Below are 24990 nucleotides of genomic sequence, written 5' to 3' on the forward strand. Positions count from 1 at the left end.
GGTTTAGAAAGTGATACTGAGGTTAACCGTCACAGATCGCTGGAAAGGATAATCGATACCCCGTTCCAGTTTGATATTCGACAATTGGAATTGGAAAATATTCGATGTGGTGATACCCATATTGAGTGATCGCATTCCCAGCTTCTTCCGGATGCGGTCTTTCAGACCTTGCGAATATTGGTCAAGCAGATCATAGTTGAAATTGATCCCTTCCACATACAATGTATTTTCTTTTTGCAGGAACCGGGACGACATGCCCAGTGATTGCTGTGTGATACCCAGGAAAGAGGCATCATCACCTGGTTTTTGCCAGCGTACATAAAGAGCCCTGCGGTCCTGGTTGAATTCCATTTTTTCCGGAGTGATATTTTCCACTTTGTTATACAGCGCACTGTTGAACTTCATTTCCTGCAATACATAACGGGTGTATACAGAGAGTGTGAACCTGCGGTACCTCAGGCGCATATTGATATTTCCCTGAGATACCGGTCGGCTGCTGCCCACTACCACTTCATTGTTCTTATCGAACAGATAAGTATAATTGCCATCCTTATCCAGGAATACTTCCATTCCCATTCCTTGTCCGATACCGAGTGAGCGTACAGCATATAAGTCATCCGGACTGGCGCCGTCATAATATCTTTGAGCGTATCCACCTTTGCGGGCAGAATCGTTGAACTTGCTCAGTGCATCACCCAATCCACTGTAAACACTTTTGTAGAATAAGGGAGCATTGATGCCGACAGTGAGTGTCCAGTCTTTTTTATTGATCAAACGGGCATCGAATTGAAAATCGAGACCTGTGGTTGTTAGTTTTCCAATATTTTTTGGAATACCATCCGTAAGCCCCACAGAAAGTGGCAGCGGCATTGTGATGATCATTGGATCGGTGAAATTCCTGAAACCTGCCAGTGTCAGGGAGAGCATATTGTTTAAGAATCTTCCTGAAAGGCTATAACTTAAGCTATATGTTTTAGTCCAGTCGAGATTTGGGTTTCCAAAACTCATCAGCTGAATGGATTCACCAAAATAAGAAGGCGCATTGTTGAGCTTGTAAGTGCTTTTTGAGCCGAAATTTCCTGCGTTCTCATTTCCCGTGAGACCGAAATTAGCGGAGATATTCAAATGATCGATCCAGCGTACATCTTGCATAAAGTTTTCTCTGCCCAGGTTCCAGCCTGCTCCCATCGAGTAGAAAGATTGATAAGGATTGTCAGATCCGAAATTGCTGGCCCCGGATAATTTGTACGAGAGATCGAGGTTGTAACGCATATCGTATGAATAGCTCAAGCTGGCGGTAACGCCTATAGAGTTTTGCCTGGTAGCTGATCCTTGTGGTCTTCCGTCGATACTATATGAATTGGCCAGATAGAGCAGCGGCTCTGCCGTGGTGGCAAATCCTACAGCGGAAATGGATTGAATACTGGTAGCATTTTTTGCAATATCACCCCGCAGGTTCGATGTGAGGATATGCTTACCTCCAATCACTTTGTTATAGGTGAGTGTAAGAAATCCATTATAATTCTCCGATGCGGCGTTGCTTTGTTCATAGCTTCCTTTTTGAAGTGCCTCTACATCATTGAATTGGGTATGAAGGGGAGAAAGGAAGAAATCGGTTTGATCGGATGTTTTTGCATATTGAAATCCACCAGACACCCGCAGAAAAGGAAGCAGGTCCCAATGTAACATCAGGTTATTGGTGATCATATTACTTATGGCAGTGTTCTTATGCGGCAGAAGTGCATTGTACAACGGATTGTTGAACCTGTAACTCATCTTCGCCATAAAATTGTTCTGAACGAAATGCTCCGTATGTTGATCCTCCAGGAATCTGGCTGCATAATTGATCCGGTAATAAGGCGGGATACGTACAAAATTGGTGAAAGAGCCATATGGGCTACCTTCCCGTTTGTCGCCTCTTATGGTAAGATTATTCGAAACAGTGATCTTCCCTTTACGGTAATTCAGATTGGCATACCCCGAGTTGGTATTATTTTCAGAACCTTTCATTACGCCGGTGTTTCCGTTCTTTGACAGTCCCAATGTATAATTGAAAAAGCCATCGCCACCTGTTACAGACAAATGATGGTTCAATGTTCCTGCAGTTTGCAGTGGAACTTTCATCCAGTTTGAATTGACCCCGTCGAGAATGGCATTTTTTCGATAGGCATGTTTTTGTTTGACAAGTAGCAGGTTGGCCTCGTTCTCAAATACACCGAAGGGGCCAGGTGCATCTACTCCTACTGAAGCCAGTTCCTGGAATTTGAGCAATTCTTCCGCTGTCATCATATTGTATCCGCTCAAATCCGGCATCGTTACAGTACCTGTAGCTGTATACGAAATGGTCAGATCGCCACTTGTAGGGCGGATGGTTTCCACCACTACTACGCCATTGGCAGAACGGGAACCATACAGGGCAGTAGAAGCAGCATCCTTCAACAGTGTTACACTGGCGATCCGGTTGATATCAAGACTCATGATGGATTGGAGATTGGTCTCAAATCCATCGAGAATGAACAGTGGTCTGTTGGGGTCATTTTCGTATTGCAATTTCAGTTGCTGGCTGTACTGTCCGGGGGTGGGAGGCGGAGGGGTTCTGCTCCCACGCATTTCTATTTTTGGCAATTGATTGGGATCGGAGCCGAGATTGTTATTGCGAATGATCTTCAGGGAGGGATCGAGCAGGTTCAGCGCTTCCAGAATATTTTGCCGGCTGGCAGTGCGAATTTCCTTACCTGAATATTTTTTGGTGACGCCTGTAAAAGTCTCTTTTCTGCGATCGAACATACCAGTGCTTACCACAACTTCATCCAGGTCTTTCACTTCCTGTTTCATGTAAAATGTAAAAGCAGTGGCAGATGATTTGATGAAACTACCATTGTTGGTGAAAGCCATTTTACCGATAGGAGCATTCAACAATTGAGCACCGGTTAAGGTTAGTGGCAGAAATCCGACTGAGGTGATTACAAGTGTTTCGCCTTCTTTGATACTACTGAGCGTAAACCCGCCATCATTATCAGTAGAACCTTTGATGTTGGATCCTTTCAGCAGGAAGGTGGCGCTGGTAACAGGAACTCCGGCAGAATCCACCACTTTGAATTGCAGTTTTTGAAACAGCAGCAGCTCTTCACCGATGACGGGTGAAGGCAGTGCTTTAATTTTTATGACCACCACTTTATCGATCACGGAATACGTGAGGGGCTGGTGGTTGAAAATAATACTCAATACAGTTTCGATAGTAGCATCGTGAACAGACAGATCTACTTTTTCAGTCTTTTTCAATACATCGCTGCCGTATACGAAATTATACCCCGCCTGCCTGGTGATTTCCCTGAATACCTTTTCAAGGGGGCATTCTTCACGGATAGTGTGATCTGGGAAAATCCTCCTGCGCTGGCGTGCAGGCTCGCAATGGTTAGTAAAATAGCCGTCAATCTCATAACCAGAAATATTTTGGATAATCGCTGTCGTTTGGCTACAGAAAAATTACAGCATGGCACAGGCCTTAAGCCTGTACAAAGCAATTTTAAATGCATAACTTTGATAGGTAGTTTACCTGTTGGGAAAGCAATTGTCCCAACAGTGGTTATCAATAAGCAGTCTTTGCGGTTTGTTTATGAGATCAACATTAACTACTTGCCGGGTTCCGTTCGCTGCGGGATCCGGTTTTTTTTATATGCCAATCTGCGTGCTGGTTATAGCATCATCATTGAATTATATTTTAGTTTGAATAATCAGTAGCCTTGCATTACGATCACCTTCTTTCCATCAACTTTAAACCGGACCTTATCAGTGAGCTCCAGGATTTTCAGCACATTGGAAAGCTGGGTATTCCTGGGGAATGAACCATCGATCTCCTGTGATGCTCCGGACTCGATTTTCACTTCGATATCATACCATCTTGCTACCTGTTTCATGATCGATTCAACGGTAGCATTTTTGAATTGGAACAATCCATTCTTCCAGGCGATCACTTCGCTGGTATTTACATTGTTCGTAACTGTGAAGCTGTTGTTCCTGTGCAGTTGCGACTGCTGGCCGGGGATCAGCACTTTGCCGGCTCCGTTTCTAAGTGATACTTTCACACTACCCTGCAACAGCGTGGTAGCCACGATCGCTTCATCGTCATAAGCATTGAAGTTGAAGGAGGTACCCAGTACTTCTATTTCCTGGTTTCCGCCAATTACTTTGAAAGGTCTGGTGGCATCTTTGGCGATCTCGAAATAAGCTTCCCCTGTTACTTCTACCCTTCTTTCATCCTCACTGAATGTTGAAGGGAACCTGATGGAAGAAGCGGCATTCAACCAAACCGCTGAACCGTCAGGCAGGGTTGCCTGCCATTGACCGCCGCGTGGCGTTGCGAGTTGAACCAGTTGGCCGGCGGATGCAATCTTTTCGCCATCGTTGTAAGTGATATTCCCGGAGATACTGATACCATTCTTGCCGGAATCGAGTTCGATGCGCTGATTGTTATTGATGGTGAGAACAGCACGGTTTGTGCCCGGGGCGATATCATTTTTTGCAATGGCGATCTCTTCCGGACCAGGTGATTGAATGGTTTTGTTGTTGAAATAGTAAATAAATGTACCCGTGGTAAGAATAAGGATGGCTGCAGCATAGCGGAGCCATTTTCGTTTGTAGAGCGGGATAGGTTTAATGGTTGTCTGACGGGCGGAATTTTCTTGCTGAACCTTCACGAGGAGATCGGTTTTCAGCCTTTCGATTACAGAAGGATAGGTAAAACCAGCACTGTGGCGGGCAGTGAGCTGAATTTCCATCAATTCCTCCAGCACCTGCTGGCTTTCGGGTTGATGCATCAGCTCCTGTAAGATGCTCCATTCTTCGGGAGTAATGCTGCCGTCCAGGTAACGTTCGATATAGTATGTAAGCCGGTCTGCTGTCATAGTTATGATTGTATAGTCAGGTATTTTTAAGGGGAGGTGGGGCCGCGACAAAAATATTTTTTAGCGGCTGTGGGAAGCCAGCCAGAAAAGGCTGATTGTAACAATTCCGTATTCCTCTTTGATATAGGTGCGCAGGAAAACCAGGGCTTCGAGGATATGATCTTTGACGGTGCTTTTGGCGATGTTCAATTGCTGCGCGATCTCTTCGTAGGAAAGACCTTCATATCGGCTCATTTTGAAGACCTGTTGTCTTCTGGCGGGCAACAATTCAACGCCGCGGGCAATCGCTTCGGAAAGTTGTTTGTATTCAATGCTGGCGTCAGGGGAATGCAGCCAGCTTTTCAAGTGATCGGCAGGAGGTTCAGTGGCAGCCAGTTTGGATTTGAATGCATTGATAGAGCGATTGCGGGTCATCCGGTAAACGTAGCCGGCAAAATTGCTGATGGAAGGAAGTTCGGCTCTTTGTTTCCAGATACTGAAGAGGATGTCCTGGGTAATTTCTTCTGCGAGACCAGCATCTTTGACGTACATCAGACAGTGGCCGTAGATAACTGAGCCGTAATGGTCAATGATTTCGGTGTAAGCTTTTTCATCGCTTTGGGCAAGACGAATCAGCAGTTCGGGTTCGTTATGGATTTGAGTACGGGGCAATTGCTCAAGAACGGTTGACGTGTAAAGGTGCGGAAAAAATGAATATGATGGAATGTGGATGGAGTAAAGAGGGAAATAGTTAGATGTTTTTCCAACTTGTTACATTGTAGTTGCTTCTGTTTTCGTTCTCATTGCCACCGTAAATGAGTGCTTTCTCTACTATTGCAGGTTGTGCTAATTGCTCAAACCGGTCCATCTCTTTGAACAATGCATTGCTTACAGTTTCCGTAGCCTTTATTTCTGCAATGTCAAATCCATTACTGGTTTTCCGCAAGAGGTCTACTTCATTACCATTGCTATCCTGCCAGAAAAAATAATCATAATGCAGGTATTGGTGATGATTTTTCTTTTGATATTCTGCAATCACCATATTTTCGAATACCTGTCCTTTTGATCTGTTTTCGCTTAGTTCCTCAGGCGTTCTGATTCCGAGCAGATAACTCAATAAGCCTGTATCATAGAAATATAGTTTCGGGGTTTTGATCTGCCGCTTATTGAAGTTTTGGTGATATGGCTGCAGAAGAAAAATTATGTAGCTGCTTTCGAGTAAAGACAGCCATGCTCTGGCAATATGGTTGGTAATGTCACATTCATTGGCTAGTGCGCTTACATTTACTAACTGTCCTGCCCTGCCAGCACATAAATTAACAAATGTCCGGAATACTTTTAAATCCTTAATATTTAGAAGTTCGGTTACATCTTTCTCAATATACGTTTGCAGATAGTTCGAATAAAAAACTACAGGGTCAATTAGCCTGTCAAAGATTGCAGGATAAAATCCTTTTATAGCAGCATGCAGGTAAGTAGTTTCTAAAAGCTGTGCTGATCTCAATTCATTAAAATCCAAAGGCAGCAGTTTGAACAGCGCTACTCTACCTGCTAAGGATTGTGTTATGTTTTTCAACAAATGAAAGTTTTGAGATCCGGAAAGGATGAACTGTCCCATCAGACCTGATTCATCTACTCTCGCCTGTATGTAAGAGAAAAGCGAAGGCACTCTTTGTACTTCATCAAGAATAACAAATTTGTTGTTTTGATTCAGAAAACCAACAGGATCAACAGTTGCAAATTCCCTGGTATTAGGATTTTCAAGAGAAACATACCGGTATTCACTGAACAGGTTTTTCAAGAGGGTTGTTTTGCCAGATTGCCGGGGCCCTGTTATTGCGAGCACCGGAAATTTTGAAATCTGAGCCTTAATAAGGGAGGTTATTTGTCTGTGAATGAAGTTGCTCATAACATGAAATTACAAATTATTCACAAATAGCATAGCCAATATTTACAATTTACATAAACAATATTGAACAAATTGCATAAATAAATGGGAAGCAGGCCTTTAATCAGCTGTCGGATTAAACTATATTTAATTAATAATCAATACTTAAAGAGATATTTTGTAAATCTAAAGTAGAATTTTAGAATATCAAAAACAGTATTTTATATTTGTAAAAGTTTTTATGACCACTATTCCGCGCCAAATTACTTCGGAACTCCAGGCTGCCCTCAAAGTAAGCCCTGTTGTATTCCTGGATGGCCCCAGGCAGTCAGGGAAGAGCACATTAGTACGTCATATTACTCACCCCCCTGTAGTGGACGCTGAAGAAAGCGCTACCTATATCACGTTCGATAGTCCTACTCAGATGGCGGCAGCCGCCGCAGAGCCGCAAGCATTTCTTACCAGTAGAAAGGGGAACCTCATCATTGATGAAGTGCAACTGGTACCCGAAATATTCAGGGCTTTGAAAATTGTGGTGGATGAAATCAGGTTAAAAGATAAGTCGAATGTAAATGGCCGGTTCCTCCTTACAGGGTCTGCTAATATCCTGGCTCTCCCCCAACTATCAGACCCATTGGTAGGGCGAACGTCTGTTCTTACGCTATATCCCTTTTGCACAGCCGAAGCCATTCAAAGCAAATGCGATGGCTTGACCAGATTACTCTCTATGAACTTTGATGCAATGAGCAGTCATGGGTTAAGTTTAATCAAAGCAATCGAACTGGCAACCTTTCCTGAAATTTCTACAAGCAATAGCGGAGAAAGATTCCGCTGGTTCGATGGTTATCTTTCAACTATACTTCAACGTGATGTGCGTCAATTGGCTGAACTTGACAAAATCGCTTTATTACCTACCCTCCTGCGTGTTCTTGCAACAAGAGCAGGCAACCTTCTCAACGACGCTGATATCGCAAGAGACATTGGACTCAATGCGGTGACATCTAAAAATTACAGGAATATACTTAAGATGATGTTCCTCAATTTTGATGTCCAACCCTGGTACAGGAATATCGGAAAACGACTGGTGAAAGCCCCCAAAGGATATCTTACAGACACCATGCTACTCTCACATATGTTGGGCATGGAACTTGAAGACATGCAATTGAACAGACCTGAATTGTTTGGCCATGTACTTGAAAACTATGTAGCTACCGAACTGGTGAAGCAATTATCATTCGGAAATGTCAGAGGGCAACTCCATCACTTCCGCACCAGCGATGGTAAGGAAGTTGATTTTGTAATCGAGAAACAGGACGGCTCTATTTTCGCTATTGAAATAAAGAAATCTGAATCAGTAAGCATCCATGATTTCAAAGGAATACAGTTGCTGGCCGAATCTGCTCCAAAAGATTTTAAAGGAGGGGTTATTTTGTATTCCGGAAAAGAAGCAGTTCCGTTTGGGAAGAATTTATGGGCAGTGCCGTTTCAAGTGCTGTGGCAGTAGGATACGCAGCTTACATCACTATTCTGAAAGCTGAAACATCGTTTTATTGTACAATAAATCTGTCTCTTGAATATTATTAAACGCCCCTGGTTTGCTCCTGCGCTAGTACTGTTCTTCGTAACAGTAATTGCAGCGGAAAACTTCATCCTTCCCTTCACACAGATAACCGAAGTTAAAGAAGCCAATGATTTTGAAATAAGCAGAACCAGCCCTACACGCTCTCATTCAACTCGCTGGCTAATTGCAGCAAGCGGCCGTCGCTACAATGTTTCAGCGCCTCCGTACAACTATCTTTCCAAAGGTGATTCCTTTATTATTTATCGTTCATTAATATTCAAAAAACCGTTAAAGATTAGCTGGTGCGAGCCGGATGGTTGCTATATAATGGCAATGGGCACAATGAATGGCAATTACATTTCTTTAATTGCTCTGGGTGCCTTAGCAATCTGGGCACTGTTGAATTTGTTGGGGATCATAAAGCCTTCACCGGAAAGAAAAGGACATTGGAATACTGTAGCTATTGGAATAAGCGGAGCCCTATTTATTTTCTATTTGTGGTATTAAATCAAGATCATAGGCAAACTGAGCCCTCTATTAGTTTCACCTATGCGCAGCGAAAAACGGGAGCTGGAATAGACACCCCCCTGGGACTCTTGCGGATCGCGGATTTCTTTGGCCCCCTTTTCTCCGGCTAATCACTTTGTCCACTCCTCTTATGGTATAAAAGGAAAGCCCGTTCATCAACGCATCCATAGCTGCTTTGGAAGATGCTGGTATTTTTGCCATAGAATTGGTTTTGCCTGAAATTAATCCATCATCATGTTATTTAATTCTTTAATGCAATGATGATCACTTATCTTATAAAGTGATATCTAAGTAATATACCCCATCCCATAATAGGATCCTACGGCTCCCCAGGCCCATTTTTTGCATCCCATCTCATAAAACCTATAACATGACCACTAAAGAGATCGCCACCAAACTGGCCAATTATTGCCGCGAAGGACAATGGGAACCAGCCCAGAAAGAATTCTACGCCGAAGATGTGATCAGCATCGAACCATATGCTACCGATGATTTCGAAAAAGAAACAAGAGGACTGAAAAACATTCTCGCCAAAGGCGAAAAATTCCAAAACATGGTGGAAGAAATGCACAGCCTTGAAGTAGGCGAACCCATCGTAGCAGAAAACTCCTTCGCATTTGTAATGACGATGGATGTAACGATGAAAGGCAAAGGCAGAATGAAAATGCCGGAACTCTGTGTATATACTTTGCGCGATGGAAAAGTGATCTCAGAACAATTCTTCATGTGATCACTTTTTCATCGCGACAATCAGCTTACTGTTTAAAGAGCTTTCTTATCATTTTATTGCCCTGGTCGGCAACAAGGAACTCGCCGTTTATGCCTAATGCGATCGCTACAGGCAAATTGAATTTCGCCTGAACTCCTTCGCCGTCCTTATGACCTGGCAGTACCATGCCTGCAATTACAGTCGCCACACCGGCAGGGCTCAGTGAGTAAACACTGTGGCGCAACTGATCTGCAACGTAGATATTACCTGCAGCATCGGATGCGATATCGGAAGGATTCGTAAACGGATCATTGGTGAGCCCGTTCACCAGGGTGGTCACCTTACCTGTATTATCGATCTTCCTGATCCTTCTTGCAGTTGGTTCAGCAACGTATATCATGCCGTCAGTTGTTACTTCAATGGCAGCCGGATTATTGAAAGACGCCGCTACCCCCGTCCCATCTGAAGATCCTGCTGTACCGGATCCTGCAATGGTGGTGACCACTCCGGCGGGTGTGATCTTTCGGATCCTGTGATTACCATAATCAGCTACATATACATTCCCATTTGCATCAACGGTAACGCCCTGCGGATTATTGAAAATGGCAGTAGTGCCGTCGCCTGCAAGCGTAGACACATTTCCGTTAGGTTCGATCTTCCTGATACGTTTATTGTTCCTGTCCGATACGTAAAGATTATTGTTGCCATCGATCGCCATGGCAGTAGGATCACTGAACATAGCAATATTTCCAGGTCCATCCTGGAATCCCTGCGAACCTGTTCCGGCCAGAACCGTTACAGCCCCGGTTGAACTGATCTTCTTGATCTGCTGATCGGTTTTGTCTGCTACATACAGGAATCCATCATTGCCGATCACTACTGCTGCAGGTGCAGCCAGATCATTTTCAGATGCAATCACAGGAACAGTATACACCCTCCATACCAGGTCATACACGAAATCTGTTGAAGAAACGCCTGTTTTTGTTCCAACCGTAACGGCGATCTTTCCTGTTCCGGCAGCAACAGGTACTGTCACGTCCAATTCATCAGGAACAGCCTTGGTTACAACCGCATCCTGACCATTGATGGAAACACTGTTCTCACTGAGCATGGAAGAGAAACCGCTTCCCCTGATCTTGATCGTTGCACCGCCTTTTGCATTGGGCGTAAAAGAGTTTATAACGATCTCAGGTTGCTCCTGTGTTATTTTCAACAACAATGGCGTAACCGCCGGACCAGTGCTTTCAAGTTTGATAACAGCCTCGCGGGCGCCTATCCTGTTATTGGGAGCGATGGTGAAAAACAATTTGGTAACACCTGCCTTACCGGTGGAGGCACCTGGCGTGATCCACCAGGAATCAACCGGCATCACTATTTTCCAGGGTACATTCGAAGTAATAGTTACAGAGTCCTGCTGACCTTCAGGCTTTTCTTCTATTTCTGTTTTATTGATCAGCATGGAAGGTGCTGCGCCAAGCTGATTGAATACTACACGACTTGATGATAAGCCTTTGGCATTCAGGATAAGCGTAACCGTGAGTTGCTCCGCTTTTGCATTGGCAGGATAGCTGAACTCAACAGTAGCATTGCCACGACCGCTGGAAGGTTCGATGGTGAGCCAGGAAGGGATACCGCTGAAATCCCAATCCACGTTGGAGGTAATATCAAGGGATGCCGTACCGGCTTCTGCAGTGGCTTCGATGGAGGGTTTGTCTACCTCCAGCACCGGTACAACTTTTTCGTCTTTATTGCAAAAAGGGAAAACTAAACAGATTAAGATGAGCAGGCTCCATTGCTGGAATAAGGTTTTCATATTGATGAATTTCGATCATGAACCAAATCGCATTAATAACGCATGTCGTTCAGCCATGTATATGCGAACGGTTAAAAAATGAAATTTATTGGGCTGGAAGGAAATAAAATGGCTCTGTAATTTACAAAAAGCAGGCACATAAGCAAATCCCGGGATAATTTATTGTATTGTCCCGGATGCACATACGCTTTTTATCATGTATTACAATCTTTCTTTCACCCATCCGAGGGCGATATCCAGTTGCTGTCTGATGGTAAGATGGGAATTGTCCAGTACCAGGGCGTCTTCTGCCTGTCTTAACGGGCTTACTTCCCTGTGGGAGTCTATATAATCGCGCATTTCAAGATTGGCTCTCACCTCTTCAATGGTCACATTGGGATTCTTTTCATAGAGCTCTTTGAAACGGCGCTGAACGCGGATGGCGTTGTCGGCGGTCATGAAAATTTTAAGCTCGGCATCGGGGAAAACAACGGTCCCAATATCGCGGCCATCCATCACGATCCCTTTCTTTCTTCCCATCTCCTGCTGTTGTTTAACGGCATATTCACGCACTTCACGGATGGCTGCTACTTCGCTTACTTTTTCCGCTACTACCAGGTCGCGGATCACATATTCTACGTTCTCGTCGTTGAGGAAAATTTCACTCTGGCCATTCTTGTGATTGGCGTGGAATTGAAGTTTGATATGCCCCAATGCTTCGTGTACCGCTTCGGGGTTTGTCCAGTCAACATGATTGCGGAGAAAGTAAAGAGTGATGGATCGATACATGGCGCCACTGTCGATATACACATATCCCAGTTCTCTCGCCAATTGTTTTGCAAGGGTGCTTTTGCCACAGCTGCTCCAGCCGTCAATGGTGATGATGATCTTCTTGTCCATGTTGCACTGCAAAAATGCAGAAAAAGCGGGAATCCGCAATGAATTGGTCAAGCCGAATGAAAGCAGTTTCAATGGGTCAATTTTCAGGCTTGATGGGAGTGCTATTGCCCCAGATATCAGCAGGGCATCGGGTGATGACGCAACAGGAAGAGAATGGCGCTTCTGTTCATTTTCCAATTCGAAAATGCGGGTGTAAAACTTTTGTACCCATTTCAATTTTTCTATTTCACTTTCCTTGCCATTCATATTCTTCTTGTACAACACCAGCACAAAATGGGCATCAAAGATAGCGGGCAGATCCTGCAGGTTACCAGGAAGGCAGAAAACAAGAAAGCGGTCCAGCAAACTGGCCCGCCTTCTCAATAATGTAGTGGGCGACGACAAAGTGGACTCACTACTGTAAGTCACCTGGTTTTCGGTAAGCATTGGATTTTTAGTAGTGTCCATGCCCATGATCAGGGGGGTGGCATCGCGAAAAATAACCGGGGCCTCATCAAGGAAACAAAACACAAGGACTTATGATTGTTAAACGGGCGTTCTTTTCAAATAGTGTGTCTTAAGCTGATTTTAATCCCCGCGAAAAAAGAAGGCCCCGCCTTTCGACGGAGCCTAAGTGTTTCCTTGTAGTGAAAAACTATATTGAGCTTATGCTTCTGATTTCGATTTGCTGGGTTCCTGGATATTGAACGTGATCTTACTGTTCTCTTTATCCAGGTCAGCGATCATGATATCACCCTGCTTGATATGCATGTTCAGGATCTCTTCCGCGAGAGGATCTTCCAGGTATTTCTGGATGGCCCTGTGCAGCGGACGGGCGCCGAATTGAACATCGTAACCTTTCTCGGCGATGAAGTTCTTCGCTTCTTCTGTGAGCTCCAGCGTAAATCCAAGGGATTGCAAACGCTTGGTAACACCCTTCATCAGGATATCGATGATCTTGAAGATATTCTCTTTGGTGAGAGAGTTGAAGATGATCACATCATCGATACGGTTGAGGAACTCGGGAGAGAAAGTACGTTTCAGCGCTTTCTCGATCACGGCCTTGTTGTTCTCATCGGAAGATTGTGTGCGGGCTGCAGTTGCAAATCCTACACCTTCTCCGAAGTCTTTCAACTGGCGTACACCGATGTTGGATGTCATGATAATGGTAGTGTTCTTGAAGTCCACTTTTCTACCGAGTCCATCAGTAAGCTGACCATCATCCAGCACCTGCAACAGGATATTGTAAATATCGGGGTGTGCTTTTTCGATCTCATCCAGCAGGATCACGGAGTAAGGTTTGCGGCGCACTCTTTCGGTGAGCTGACCACCTTCTTCGTATCCAACATATCCGGGAGGCGCGCCGATCAGGCGGCTCACAGTGAATTTCTCCATGTATTCACTCATATCGATACGCACCAGCGCATCTTCAGAGTCGAACATATAACGGGCGAGTGAACGTGCAAGCTCCGTTTTACCCACACCGGTAGGTCCGAGGAAGATGAAGGTACCGATCGGTTTCTTCGGATCTTTCAGGCCCACACGGTTACGCTGGATGGCTTTTACCACTTTCTCGATGGCTTCGTCCTGACCAACTACCATTCCTTTCATGTCCTCAGACATGCGGCGGAGTTTTTCGCTTTCAGCCTGTACCATCCGCTTAACGGGGATACCGGTCATCATGCTCACCACTTCGGCAATGGCTTCATCGTCTATGGGATAACGTTTGTGTTTGCTTTCTTCCTCCCAGCCTGCTTTCGCTTTTTCCAGTTCTTCCTGGAGGCGTTTTTCAGTATCGCGGAGAGAAGCAGCTTCTTCAAACTTCTGGCTCTTTACAACTTTATTCTTTTCCACTTTTACATCTTCGATCTTCTTCTCGAGATCAAGGATCTCTTTGGGCACATTGATGTTCTTGAGGTGAACGCGGGCTCCTACTTCATCCATCACGTCAATCGCCTTGTCTGGCAGGAGACGGTCTGTAATGTAGCGGTCGCTCAGTTTCACACAAGCCTCGATGGCGTCGTCACTGTAAGTAACGTTGTGGTAGTCTTCGTATTTGGACTTGATATTGTTGAGGATCTGGATGGTTTCATCAACGGAAGGCGGTTCAACCATTACTTTCTGGAAGCGGCGGTCGAGTGCGCCATCTTTTTCGATATACATCCTGTATTCGTCCAGTGTGGAAGCGCCGATGCATTGGAGCTCACCTCTGGCGAGTGCGGGTTTGAAGATATTGGAAGCATCCAGAGAACCGGAAGCGCCGCCGGCGCCCACGATGGTGTGGATCTCATCGATGAAGAGGATCACGTCGCGGTTCTTTTCGAGCTCGTTCATGATCGCTTTCATTCTTTCTTCAAACTGACCACGGTATTTGGTACCTGCCACCAGGGCGGCGAGGTCAAGAGAGATCACACGTTTGTCGAACAGAACGCGTGAAACTTTTCTTTGCACGATACGTAACGCCAATCCTTCCACGATAGCGGTTTTACCAACGCCTGGTTCGCCGATGAGGATGGGGTTATTCTTTTTACGGCGTGAGAGGATCTGAGATACACGTTCGATCTCAGCTTCACGTCCTACAATGGGATCGAGTGATCCGTTCTCTGCAAGTCTTGTGATGTCACGGCCGAAATTATCGAGCACGGGCGTTTTGCTTTTTGCATTGCCTGATGCGCGTGATTTCTGCTGCGAGTATTTTTTCTCTTCATCAAAATCATCCTCACCTTCATCAGCATACTCGCTTCGTACGTCATTGCTCTTCACCACGCCTAATTCATTTCTGAAAAGATCGTAATCCACGTCGAATTGATTTAAAATTTGAGTAGCTATGTTTTCTTTGTTCTTGAGAATCGAGAGCATCAAGTGTTCGGTTTCCACCGTAGGGCTCTTGAGCGCTTTAGCCTCGAGCACGGTTACACGAATTACCTTTTCCGCCTGTTTGGTTAGGGGTAAACTATTTATGTTGGCAATATTCTTTCCGGTTTTGTCCTTCACCGCCATCTCCACTTCCTTTCTGAGCTCATAAAGGTCTACATTGAAGCTCTTCAGAATGCGGACAGCAGTGTTCTCTCCTTCCCGGATCAACCCCAGCAACAAATGTTCGGTACCGATAAAATCGTTCCCCAGCCTTAAAGCCTCCTCCCTGCTAAACGAAATGATCTCTTTCACCTGGGCTGAAAAATTGTTGTCCATTTTTATAATTTGTTGTGTTATACAATAATAACGAATATTTTTGACTTCTGTTCTAGCCGTCTTATTAACGGTTGTTAACAAGTACCAAGTGTGTTATGAAGGTCAAAATTGATACCAAGCAAAAATTCCATGTCATTTACATCACAGAACCAGTTCTTTCTGGCAATATGACAGCGGAATTAAGTGAAAGTCTGCTTCCTTTCCTCCAAATTGACGTTAAAAACGTGATCGTTAATTTGAAAGACATTGAAAACCTGGACGAAGCTGCCGCTGAAACATTGTTAAAGCTTCAACAAACCTTTTACGAGCAACAGGCCAGCTTCGTAATCTGTGAGCTTCAACTGTCTGTAAAGGATCAGCTGGATCAAATGGAACTGCTGGACCTGCTGAACATCACCCCCTCCGAAAGTGAGGCATGGGATATAGTTCAGATGGAGGAAATCGAAAGAGAGTTGCTTGGTGGCGATAATGAGTTCTGACGATTGCCCGCCGCCACCCATTACAACCAAAACGAATGAAGAAATTTGCCGTGATAGTAGCCGGTGGATCCGGCCTGCGTATGGGTACACAGGTACCCAAACAATTCCTGCCATTGCGCGATAAACCTGTGCTCTGGTACACGCTCACCGCCTTCCTGGAAGCATTCGATGATCTCACCATCATCCTGGTTCTCCCGGAATCACATCTCCAGACCGGCCATGAAATCCTCCGCTCCACCTTCGACCCCGATCGCATCTGGATGACCACCGGAGGGGAAACACGTTTCCATTCCGTTAAAAATGGACTCGATCATATCCACCAGCACTCCATCGTATTCGTGCACGACGGCGTCCGCTGCCTCCTCACGCCAGACCTCATCCGCCGCTGCTTCAATATGGCACAGGAACGAGGCAATGCCATCCCCGCCGTTACCGCGGTTGATAGTATCCGCATCGAAACATTCAATGGAAATGCTGCCATAGACCGCAACAAAATAAAAATCATACAAACACCACAAACATTCTACTCAGACCTCATCAAAGCCGCTTTCGAACAGGAATATGATGAAAGCTTCACCGATGAAGCAAGCGTAGTGGAAAAACTGGGAGTGAAAATTCACCTGCTGGAAGGCGAACCTACAAATATCAAGATCACGAGACCTCTGGATATTTTGATAGCAGAGAAGATACTTGAGGAACGCGAAATGGGGATATGAGTTGGGGGCGTGATATTCGCTTTTTTATTAGGCTGGTGTTCGCGAAGGGATATGTCAACGCGGCTGAGAAACGAACCAGCGCTTTTTGTTCGTTGATGGGCTGTGGGCGGGTTGGATGGGACAGGAGGAATTCTATTGGGGTCTTTCGCTTACGTTTCTTAGGCCGCTTGTGCCATATCCCGTTCGCTCAATCACGCTGAGAGAGAGATGGTGGTAAAAGTGCAGCAGTTCCTGTGAAATGAAACTGCGGTCCCCGGACTTTGAGAACTTTGATAAATGATATGGACCTGGAATTGCGTTTTACCAATGTTGCTTTTCAGTGTGCACTTTCCTGAAACAGTTTTTACATTTTTTCTTGATTCAGATTTTCCCTTTGTTGTTTTTAAGATTAAAAGCCCACTTGATTTCGCATTCCTATTTTTTAGCCCCTGCCTTTTCTGCTCCCACTTTTTCAGTTCTTAATTCCATTAATCCATTATGATTATTTTGGAATTTTATTATTCTGTTATTTTGTTATTCTGTTATTCTGTTATCGTTCATTTTTGAGTATTGCATTTTTTACTTTTCCAGGCGTTGATGTTTTGAATTTAGAATAGCTGTTTCCTTTTCTACTTTCTATTTTCTTCATTGTAATTGTAAAACATCAGGCTCCATTCTTAACCGGGCTTATATCCTCAGCTTCATTTCATCCATCCTCACAGCACCATTTATCCGGAACACTTCCCCCACCCCTGCTAAATTTCATCAGCCACTCATAACTTTAATACAGCACTGATGCACTCTCAACCTCATGCCGGCGAGGGTTCTGAAAAAACTGGCCTTGCAAACGTAAGCGAAGAAGATCAATGGAATTACCATCGCCCATCCAACCAGCAATAGCCCAACATACAAACCTATGCGCCGGTACGTTTCACAGCCAGCGTTTCAGAATCCCGAGAAGGCACCTGCCGGTACGTTTCACAGCCAGCGTTTCAAAATCCCGAGAAGGCGAAAGCGGTTAATGCGGAGAGACGGATAAATTTCCAGACTGGCGCCGAAACTGCTGTAAAAGAAAGCCAGGTTACGGATATCTGAACCTTCAAAGTCCAGCGTAAGCTCCTCTCCGGCATGCTGATGAATGAAACGATCGATGAGAAAATGAGATGCACCGCTGGTACGGCCATTGGGATGATTGCCCACAAGGATATAACAGGCACGATTGTTCGAAAATACGTAGGCACAACTGGCAAGCAGCTGATCATTGACATCAAACACTCCACAGGCAATGGCTTTGCCCTGCTGATGCAATTGATTGAAGAGCGATTCAAAGTTTTCATAATCGCGGTCGCTGAGATTGGAAATCCCCTGCATCTGGGATTTGGAAAGACTTAGTACCTCGGAAATGGGAATGTCCGTTGCATAACGATTGTTGAGTTGTTGCGCCTTTTTGATATTGCGCCGGATATTTTCCCGGTAGGCAGATTGAAGTGACTCATAGGGAGCCCTGAGATCCAGGACGTAGTTGTTACGAAGGGATATGCTGGTGTTTTTTTGAGGGCCGACATTGGCATGGGCATTGGCCTGGTTGAGCTCGATCTCGATCAGGCGAAACCTTTTGGGAATGGCAGACAGAAAAGCTTCGATCAGTGAAGGCGTGAGATGTTTCCCGAATACACCCAATTGAGCGGTGAAAGGTGGCTGGTACAGGTAAGCGATCCCGTATTTACTGTTCCAGGTGAGTGGCATCACCGCTTCGTAATCGCCGAGGACCAGGGCACTCCAGTGCTTGCACATATGGTCCAGGTAAATGCTGTACGCATAGGGAAGTCCGTTATCAGCCTTTTGGATGACAGCATCCCAGCGCTGAATATCCAGTTCTTGCCGGGTCAGGTATTGTATGGCGGGAAGGGACTGCATGCTCAACTATACCTAGAACGAATAATAGTTTTTGGTCATCCTGCGCAGATTCAGCCTGTGGATATCGATGCTGAAAGAGATCTTCTTCAGGAACTTGTTTTCTTCGGGAACCGTTTTGAGATTGTCGCGGAACTCTTTGCTGTATACTACGGGGATATAGATATTGATCAGTTCGCGGTACAGTACCAGCTGTACTCCGCCCACATAGAGAAATCGACTGGTATAGGCATCTTTCTTCCAGGCTTCGGCATAGGTACCCACGTCCAGGAACAAACGAACAGGTAGTTCAATAGGGAACATTTTCGTCGGCAGCGTAGTGTTGAAGTTCATGGATGCAATCCAGTTATCGGATCTTCCCTGAAGGTCCTGGAACAGATCGGTGCGCAGTTTGAGGCCGCCATCGCGGATCATGATCTGCTGATTGCCGATGCCCTCCTGTTCATTGCGACCAATGAAATAGTTGCTGTAGGTATAATCTTCGTAACCACGTACAGCCGTAAGCTTGGGCTGGTACCTGATGGTTCGGAATTCTTTCTCGAGAGTATGACCTCCAATGTATCCGAACTTTGCTGCAAAGGCGCGCACCTGCAAACCACCGCCGGAACTGTAATTGAGAAAATAATTACCAGTGACGGATGCGCGATAGAAACCATCACCCTGCTGGATCTGTAATTGCGCATCGTAGGGATACAGGGTCCGGTAATTGGTAACGTTCCAGGTCAGTTGATTGATATAGCTGGTTTTCGTTTCAGCTTTATAGGGATGATAGAGCGAATCCTTGCTGCTCATGGCATAATTGAAGCCGCGCTCACCGATGATGAAGGTCTTCCATTCGATCCAGTGCTCGATAGGATTGCGGGCCGTTTTGTTACCGAAAGTAATGCGCAGTTGCGGCGTGAAACGGTAATAGCCGCCAAACAGTTTATTGTTGTTGCTGTCAACTCCTTCCATCGTGGAAAAACGTGCAGCGCCAACACCGATATCGATCTTCCTGATTTTCCTGTCGGGCAGAAAGGTATAACCGATCCTTCCCACTCCATTCACCTGCTTACTGCCGAATGCATAGAGCGGTGCAAATACATAACGGAATTTTTGAAAAGGCGGATTGTAATTATGAATGAGCAGACCTGCCATGAACTTATCATAACTGTTATAACCCAGCGCAGGGAAGAAGTTGATGTAATTCACCTTGTCATTGTCCTTGAAATTGAACATGAAAGTGGGTTTGAATTTCTTTCTGCCGGAATACGGCGATATGTCCCCCTTGCGGTCCAGCTCATTGAAGAAATTATCCAGGTTGCGGCCGGATGTCTCTTCCATTATTTTACGAAAGTCCTCAGGCGAAGGATGCCTGAACTGCCATTGTTTGTAATACTCCTGCATGCAGCTATCGAACAGGCGGGTACCGAGTGTTTTCTGCAGCTCCTGCATCCAGAGACCTGTTTTCATGTAGGCCACTACGGCATAGTTGAGTGGCGTGAAGTCTGCACCTTTGGTGGTAATGGGCTGGTCCAGCTTGTCCTTTGTAACAACAGACACGAAGAGGCGGGGATCATCTTCCGGAATGCGGCGTGTCATCCAGTTTCCACCGGAATCATTATTGAGTTCACCAAAGCGGATATCGTAATAGGTATTGATGCCTTCGTCCATCCAGGGATTATCCCTTTCATTGGTGCCGATAACGCCGTAGAACCAGTTATGTCCAACTTCGTGACCGATAAGTTTTTCCAGGTCCGAAGCAGTGCTCACCGGAGAGATACTTGTAATGGTGGGATACTCCATACCACCACTGAAACCCATGGGAGTTTCGGCAACACTTACCACATCATAGGGATATTCACCGATCACTTCAGAACGCCAGCGGACCGCTTCTTTCAGCATAGGCAGTCCTCTTTTCCATAATTCACTTTTGGAAGGCAGGCGGAATACATTGGCTGTGACCATGCGGCCGGAAGCCAGCTGTATTGTATCGGAATCGAGGACGAAGTCAGGATTGGCGAACCAGGCAAAATCGTGTATGCGGTCCTGTTTGAACTGCAAAGTGCGCGTTGGAACAGGTGCATTGGCCTTCGCAGGAAGATCAGGCGGAGGATCGTTGGTGATGGTGAGCGCCGCTTTTTTGTTCTTGTTCTTATTGAATGAGGAAGATGCTGGTTTCTTCACCGGTTTCTTCTCCATCAGGAAAGGGTGTTTCTTCTTTTCCACTTTTTTCGGTGCCGGAGCTGAACCGGCCGGAGGAAGATATGATCCCATCACAAGATTGCCGGTGGCGGCAACTGCATAGTATTCGGGAACAGTGATGCGAACATCGTAACTGCCGAACTCACTGTAGAATTCTCCCTGGTCGAGATAAGGCATGGGATGCCAGCCCTGTTTGTCGTACACTGCAGGTTTGGGATACCATTGTGCAATCTGGTAGGCATGATCTTTCCAGCCGCTCCTGCTGAAAACGCCGGGCAGCTTCACATGGAATGGCGTGGTGATCAGTGTCTGAGCGCCGGGCGCCAATGGCTGAGGCAACCACACTTTCACCACATCGATAAATTGCGGATGGTCTTCCGTTCTGATACGGGCATTGTTCACGCGGAAATCAAGCCGGTTGATATACCCACGTTTTTCCATATCCGAAAAATAGAAATCAGTACGGCCGTTCTCCAGCAACTGATCGGAGAAAGCGGTGCGATCGTTCTTATAGGCATTGGGCCATACATGGAACCAAATGAAATGAAGTGTATCGGGAGAATGATTGATGTACTGCATTTTGAGCATGCCATCGAGCGTATGTTCCTTATCATTCAGACTAACGTCGATGGTATAGTGAACTTCCTGTTGCCAGTAGTTGGATTGCGCGTAGAGTGAGGATTGAAGCAGTAAGCACCAGCCAATGAGTAGTAGAAGTCTGTGCACGAACGTACCTTTTATCAAAAATAAGGGATTACAAAGGAGATACAAAGCAAATCACTTGCCCTTGCCCAGAAAGAGGATGCGCAGGGTATGGAGCATGATCTTGAGATCGATGGCCAGCGAAACATTTTCGATATATGTCAAATCATATTTCATTCTCACCACCATTTCTTCAACGGAGCTGGCATAACCGAATTGTACCATTCCCCAGGAAGTGAGGCCTGGTTTCACTTTCAGCAGGTAATTATAATAAGGCGTTTGTTGCTGGATCTGGCGGATATAATACTCTCTTTCAGGACGTGGTCCTACCAGGCTCATATCGCCTTTGAGGATATTCCATAATTGTGGCAATTCATCTACACGCCACTTGCGCATGATCCTGCCCCAGGAAGTGATCCTTGGATCATTGGTATCGGACAATTGCGGTCCATTGGCTTCTGCATGATGGAACATGCTCCTGAACTTGAAAATATGGAATCTCCTTCCTCTGTACCCTACCCGTTCCTGTGAGTAGATAACCGGCCCGGCCGAAGAGAGCTTCACCCTGATGGCTACATAGGCCAGGAAGGGGCTCAGGAAAATGAGTCCGGAAATCGCCACCACTACATCCACCACGCGTTTGATATTCTGTTGCCATTCCGGCATCAGGTCTGTACGTATATCGGAAAGCAGGGCGCCGGTAATATTGCTGGTGCGTACACTGCCGGAAAGGATATCGAGCGTATCAGGAACGATCTTCACCTCCACATCTTTTTCGCTCAGCACTTCCACTATATGGTTGATCTGTTGTTTTTCATTCTTGTCAACCGCAATTACTACCAGTTTGATGCCGCGCTGATCTATCACCTCACTCATATCCTTATACGAACCGAACTGTGGCAGGTATTCCCGGATACCGTTGGGCTCCTGCCCTGCCGCCAGGAATCCCTTGTAGTGGAAGCCTGCATTGGCCAAACCTTCGCGTGTTTCCTTGAAGATCCTGGTGGCAACGGAATTGCCACCGATGAGGAGAGTATTGAAATGCACATTCCCGCGCATGAGCTGTTGCTTCACACGGGAAAGGATCATCAGGCGGCCGGTCCAGGTAAACAGTATCTGCACGCCGATATAAGTGGCAAGTGCATTGTAAAAGTAGGTATAGTGATGCTGGGGATCGTTGATCACCAGGGCAAAGAAGATCAGCGTACAACCAATGAGGGAACTGAGTACAGTCAATGCAAACTCGCTCAACCGTGATTTCCGGTAGAGTGACTGGTACGCTCCCAACATTCCCTGGAATACAACCCATCCAATGGGAATGATCATCAATCCCAACCAGAACCTGTCGTTCAGAAAGATCTTGTTGTTGACGATGATATGCTCATTGAGGAAATACCTTCTGGCGAAATAAAAAACTATCCATCCAAGCACAGCTGCAGTATAGTCACTTAGCAGGTACCAGGCACTGTGAATGGTTTTTTCTGATCCATTAAAAGGTTTAGGCAACAATACTGTTGTTTTTAATTTTCTGAAGTATTTGATGCGCTACGTCCATTGCTCTGTAACCATCTACTTCAGACACACGTGTAGGTGTATTTTCCGCGATGGCATCGCGGAAAGCTTCGAGCTCTTTTTTTATCGCATTAACTTCAGGTACTTGTGGGTTGATCACCGCAATGGTGCGTTTCCCGTGTGGTGTATCCAGGTCGAACGAGAAAGCATCCACATCCAGCGGGCTCTTGAGTTTGATCACTTCGGATTTCTTGTTAAGGAAGTCAACGCCAATATACGCATCTTTTTGGAACAAACGCATTTTACGCATCTTCTTCATGGAGATCCTGCTGGAAGTGAGGTTGGCCACACATCCGTTATTGAACTCGATCCTCACGTTGGCTATATCGGGCGTATCCGTCATAACGGCCACGCCGCTGGCGGAAATCATTTTCACTTCACTCTTCACGAGATTGAGGATAATATCGATATCGTGGATCATCAGGTCGAGTATCACGCTCACTTCCGTGCCGCGGGGATTGAATTCCGCCAGACGATGCACTTCGATGAACATGGGCTGCAGGTCGAGGCCGGACAGGGAGAGGAAAGCAGGATTGAACCTTTCAACATGACCAACCTGGAACTTGATATTGGATTCTTTCACCAGTTTCACCAGTTCACGCGCTTCATCCATGGTATTGGCCAGGGGTTTCTCCACAAATACATGCTTGCCTTTCCGGATGGCTTTTCTGCAGAGGTCGAAATGGTAAGTGGTGGGCGCTACAATGTCTACGGCATCCACGGCATCCATCAGCAATTCGGGATCCAGGAACCTGGGGAGTTGATATTTTTCCGTTATTTGTTGTGCTGCATCATCTGAAGGGTCAAAAAAGCCTACCAGTTCTACATCCTTCATCTCCTTCCAGTTATTCAGATGGAACTTACCCAGATGGCCTACACCGAAAACGCCTACCTTTAGCATAATAAAAAATTAATTGTCAAAGATAAACGCTGTGGCCGTTTACATAACGGTTTTTTATTACCACGCAGTATGCGGATGTGAATAACTCAGCACATGATGCCGGATCAGCGCACCAACTTTGAACGGGAAATATAAGCGGATGTGGGGTGATAGATAAACAGCACTGTTCCATCTTTGATCTCGTCTATCAGGGGACGGCTGATATCTGTAGGCACTGCCGGACAACCCTGGCTTCTTCCAATATAACCCTTGCTGTTGATCCATGAATCCGAAACATAGTCGGCTCCATGCACTACAATGGCCCTGCGGAAAGCAGCATCGTTGATCCCTTTTTCCATTCCCTGCAATTTCAGGGAATAGCCATTGCTGCCGCGATAGGTTTGACCGGTTACGTAGAAACCCAAACTGCTGGCATTGCTCCTGGGCTTGTTGGAGAATACATTGGCGGACTCTTTTCCGGAGCGGTTGCCATGGGCCACCAGGCTATGGAAAAGTACCTGATAATTATTGAGGTCGATCACAAACAGGCGTTTTTCGCTGCTTGGCCTGGAGAAATCTGCTATTGAGAGGATATTATCGCGAATGAGGCCGGTCTTTTTCAGTTTTTCCATTCCATTAAGAGCCATCTGGAAAACCGTACGGCTCAGCCCCTGCTCTTCGAGATGAAGGCTATCATATACCTCCATTTTGGAAAGAGACCAGGCAATGGCATGATACTCGATACTTCCAATGGGGCTGGGAGCAAAGAAAATCTTTTTAGACAAAGGGGTTGATGCAATTCCATCTGTTGTAAAAGGTACGAATGACCAATGTAATACAATCAGAACGCCCAACACTGTGGCCCTAACCAATGTGGCCAGCCTTAACTTCTTCCTTGGTTTTTGCATGGACTCATTCCATTTTTTTAGGGTAAAAAATCATGCGTGCTACTTCCGCATATTTTTCTATCAACGGGATACCTGAAATAAAATTGCCCTGGGAATAAGCAGGGCAATCCTGGATTTTTACTAATTGAACCGTGGCAAATGTACGGTATTTTGAAAAAAATGCAGCCTTGTGGCATTTTAAATGCAGTCCGGATCAGGTTTTTAACATATCAATACAATAATCA

Annotated in this window: 18 protein-coding genes; 6 read left to right on the forward strand and 12 right to left on the reverse strand. The window is 45.7% G+C overall.

The window, feature by feature from the left end; genetic code table 11:
• Positions 1-3: 3 nt before the first annotated feature.
• Entirely contained in the window at positions 4-3282 is a 3279-nt protein-coding gene (locus FSB84_RS29900) for a SusC/RagA family TonB-linked outer membrane protein (RefSeq protein ID WP_158644177.1), read from the reverse strand.
• Here FSB84_RS29900 and FSB84_RS30765 point away from each other — a divergent pair.
• The gene (locus FSB84_RS30765) at positions 3247-3741 is read left to right on the forward strand and encodes a hypothetical protein (RefSeq protein WP_158644178.1); all 495 of its coding nucleotides are present in this window, start codon (positions 3247-3249) and stop codon (positions 3739-3741) included. The genes FSB84_RS29900 and FSB84_RS30765 overlap by 36 nt on opposite strands.
• On the opposite strand, the gene FSB84_RS29905 is transcribed toward FSB84_RS30765, so the two are convergent.
• The 3 genes from FSB84_RS29905 to FSB84_RS29915 form a co-directional block, all read right to left on the reverse strand.
• Positions 3735-4904 carry a FecR family protein gene (locus FSB84_RS29905; RefSeq protein ID WP_130543699.1) on the reverse strand — a complete coding sequence of 390 codons (1170 nt, stop codon included), beginning with the start codon at positions 4902-4904 and terminating at the stop codon, positions 3735-3737. The genes FSB84_RS30765 and FSB84_RS29905 overlap by 7 nt on opposite strands.
• Positions 4905-4964: 60 nt before the next feature.
• On the reverse strand, positions 4965-5555 hold the full coding sequence (locus FSB84_RS29910) for an RNA polymerase sigma factor (RefSeq protein ID WP_158644179.1): 591 nt from the start codon (positions 5553-5555) through the stop codon (positions 4965-4967).
• 79 nt (positions 5556-5634) lie between these two features.
• Positions 5635-6792: an ATP-binding protein gene (locus tag FSB84_RS29915; RefSeq protein ID WP_130543697.1), complete on the reverse strand. Its 1158-nt coding sequence runs from the start codon at positions 6790-6792 to the stop codon at positions 5635-5637.
• A 220-nt stretch (positions 6793-7012) separates the two neighbouring features.
• On the opposite strand from FSB84_RS29915, the gene FSB84_RS29920 reads away from it, so the two are divergent.
• The 3 genes from FSB84_RS29920 (at position 7013) to FSB84_RS29930 (ending at position 9590) form a co-directional block, all read left to right on the forward strand.
• Positions 7013-8275: an ATP-binding protein gene (locus FSB84_RS29920; RefSeq protein WP_130543696.1), complete on the forward strand. Its 1263-nt coding sequence runs from the start codon at positions 7013-7015 to the stop codon at positions 8273-8275.
• Positions 8276-8341: 66 nt separating this feature from the next.
• Positions 8342-8839, forward strand: a complete 498-nt coding sequence (locus FSB84_RS29925) for a hypothetical protein (protein WP_130543695.1) — start codon at positions 8342-8344, stop codon at positions 8837-8839.
• 391 nt (positions 8840-9230) lie between these two features.
• Positions 9231-9590, forward strand: coding sequence for a nuclear transport factor 2 family protein (locus FSB84_RS29930; RefSeq protein WP_130543694.1), 360 nt, complete (start codon positions 9231-9233; stop codon positions 9588-9590).
• A gap of 25 nt (positions 9591-9615) precedes the next feature.
• Here FSB84_RS29930 and FSB84_RS29935 read toward each other — a convergent pair whose 3' ends face one another.
• The 3 genes from FSB84_RS29935 to FSB84_RS29945 form a co-directional block, all read right to left on the reverse strand.
• On the reverse strand, positions 9616-11382 hold the full coding sequence (locus FSB84_RS29935; protein ID WP_130543693.1) for a BACON domain-containing protein: 1767 nt from the start codon (positions 11380-11382) through the stop codon (positions 9616-9618).
• A 201-nt stretch (positions 11383-11583) separates the two neighbouring features.
• Positions 11584-12771 (reverse strand): (d)CMP kinase, encoded by a 1188-nt coding sequence (gene cmk / locus FSB84_RS31330; protein WP_225979928.1) that lies wholly within the window; start codon positions 12769-12771, stop codon positions 11584-11586.
• Between the two features lie 135 nt (positions 12772-12906).
• Positions 12907-15432 (reverse strand): ATP-dependent Clp protease ATP-binding subunit, encoded by a 2526-nt coding sequence (locus FSB84_RS29945; RefSeq protein WP_130543692.1) that lies wholly within the window; start codon positions 15430-15432, stop codon positions 12907-12909.
• A gap of 95 nt (positions 15433-15527) precedes the next feature.
• Here FSB84_RS29945 and FSB84_RS29950 point away from each other — a divergent pair, with 95 nt between their 5' ends.
• Together FSB84_RS29950 and FSB84_RS29955 are read left to right on the forward strand one after the other, a co-directional pair.
• Positions 15528-15911, forward strand: coding sequence for an STAS domain-containing protein (locus tag FSB84_RS29950; protein WP_130543691.1), 384 nt, complete (start codon positions 15528-15530; stop codon positions 15909-15911).
• A gap of 35 nt (positions 15912-15946) precedes the next feature.
• A complete protein-coding gene (locus FSB84_RS29955) occupies positions 15947-16627 on the forward strand; it encodes a 2-C-methyl-D-erythritol 4-phosphate cytidylyltransferase (protein ID WP_127126056.1) in 681 nt (226 codons plus the stop codon).
• Positions 16628-17584: 957 nt separating this feature from the next.
• Here FSB84_RS29955 and FSB84_RS29960 read toward each other — a convergent pair.
• From FSB84_RS29960 to FSB84_RS29980, 5 genes are all read right to left on the reverse strand, one after another.
• On the reverse strand, positions 17585-18523 hold the full coding sequence (locus FSB84_RS29960) for a GNAT family N-acetyltransferase (RefSeq protein ID WP_130543690.1): 939 nt from the start codon (positions 18521-18523) through the stop codon (positions 17585-17587).
• A 12-nt stretch (positions 18524-18535) separates the two neighbouring features.
• Positions 18536-21430, reverse strand: coding sequence for a M1 family metallopeptidase (locus FSB84_RS29965; RefSeq protein ID WP_130543689.1), 2895 nt, complete (start codon positions 21428-21430; stop codon positions 18536-18538).
• Between the two features lie 51 nt (positions 21431-21481).
• A complete protein-coding gene (locus FSB84_RS29970) occupies positions 21482-22912 on the reverse strand; it encodes a sugar transferase (protein ID WP_158644180.1) in 1431 nt (476 codons plus the stop codon).
• Positions 22905-23879, reverse strand: coding sequence for a Gfo/Idh/MocA family protein (locus FSB84_RS29975; protein WP_130543687.1), 975 nt, complete (start codon positions 23877-23879; stop codon positions 22905-22907). Before FSB84_RS29975 ends, FSB84_RS29970 begins: the two co-directional genes overlap by 8 nt.
• Before the next feature lie 104 nt (positions 23880-23983).
• The gene (locus FSB84_RS29980) at positions 23984-24643 is read right to left on the reverse strand and encodes a murein L,D-transpeptidase catalytic domain family protein (protein WP_225979929.1); all 660 of its coding nucleotides are present in this window, start codon (positions 24641-24643) and stop codon (positions 23984-23986) included.
• Positions 24644-24990: the final 347 nt, after the last annotated feature.

Origin of the sequence: Pseudobacter ginsenosidimutans, assembly GCF_007970185.1 — a bacterium.
Classification (GTDB): Bacteria; Bacteroidota; Bacteroidia; order Chitinophagales; family Chitinophagaceae; genus Pseudobacter; species Pseudobacter ginsenosidimutans.

Coding starts and splice junctions, on each gene's coding strand:
- FSB84_RS29905 (WP_130543699.1), bottom strand. CDS start 4,904: ATGACAGCAGACCGGCTTACATACTATATCGAACGTTACCTGGACGGC.
- FSB84_RS29915 (WP_130543697.1), bottom strand. CDS start 6,792: ATGAGCAACTTCATTCACAGACAAATAACCTCCCTTATTAAGGCTCAG.
- FSB84_RS29920 (WP_130543696.1), top strand. CDS start 7,013: ATGACCACTATTCCGCGCCAAATTACTTCGGAACTCCAGGCTGCCCTC.
- FSB84_RS29930 (WP_130543694.1), top strand. CDS start 9,231: ATGACCACTAAAGAGATCGCCACCAAACTGGCCAATTATTGCCGCGAA.
- FSB84_RS29935 (WP_130543693.1), bottom strand. CDS start 11,382: ATGAAAACCTTATTCCAGCAATGGAGCCTGCTCATCTTAATCTGTTTA.
- FSB84_RS29945 (WP_130543692.1), bottom strand. CDS start 15,432: ATGGACAACAATTTTTCAGCCCAGGTGAAAGAGATCATTTCGTTTAGC.
- FSB84_RS29950 (WP_130543691.1), top strand. CDS start 15,528: ATGAAGGTCAAAATTGATACCAAGCAAAAATTCCATGTCATTTACATC.
- FSB84_RS29955 (WP_127126056.1), top strand. CDS start 15,947: ATGAAGAAATTTGCCGTGATAGTAGCCGGTGGATCCGGCCTGCGTATG.
- FSB84_RS29960 (WP_130543690.1), bottom strand. CDS start 18,523: ATGCAGTCCCTTCCCGCCATACAATACCTGACCCGGCAAGAACTGGAT.
- FSB84_RS29975 (WP_130543687.1), bottom strand. CDS start 23,879: ATGCTAAAGGTAGGCGTTTTCGGTGTAGGCCATCTGGGTAAGTTCCAT.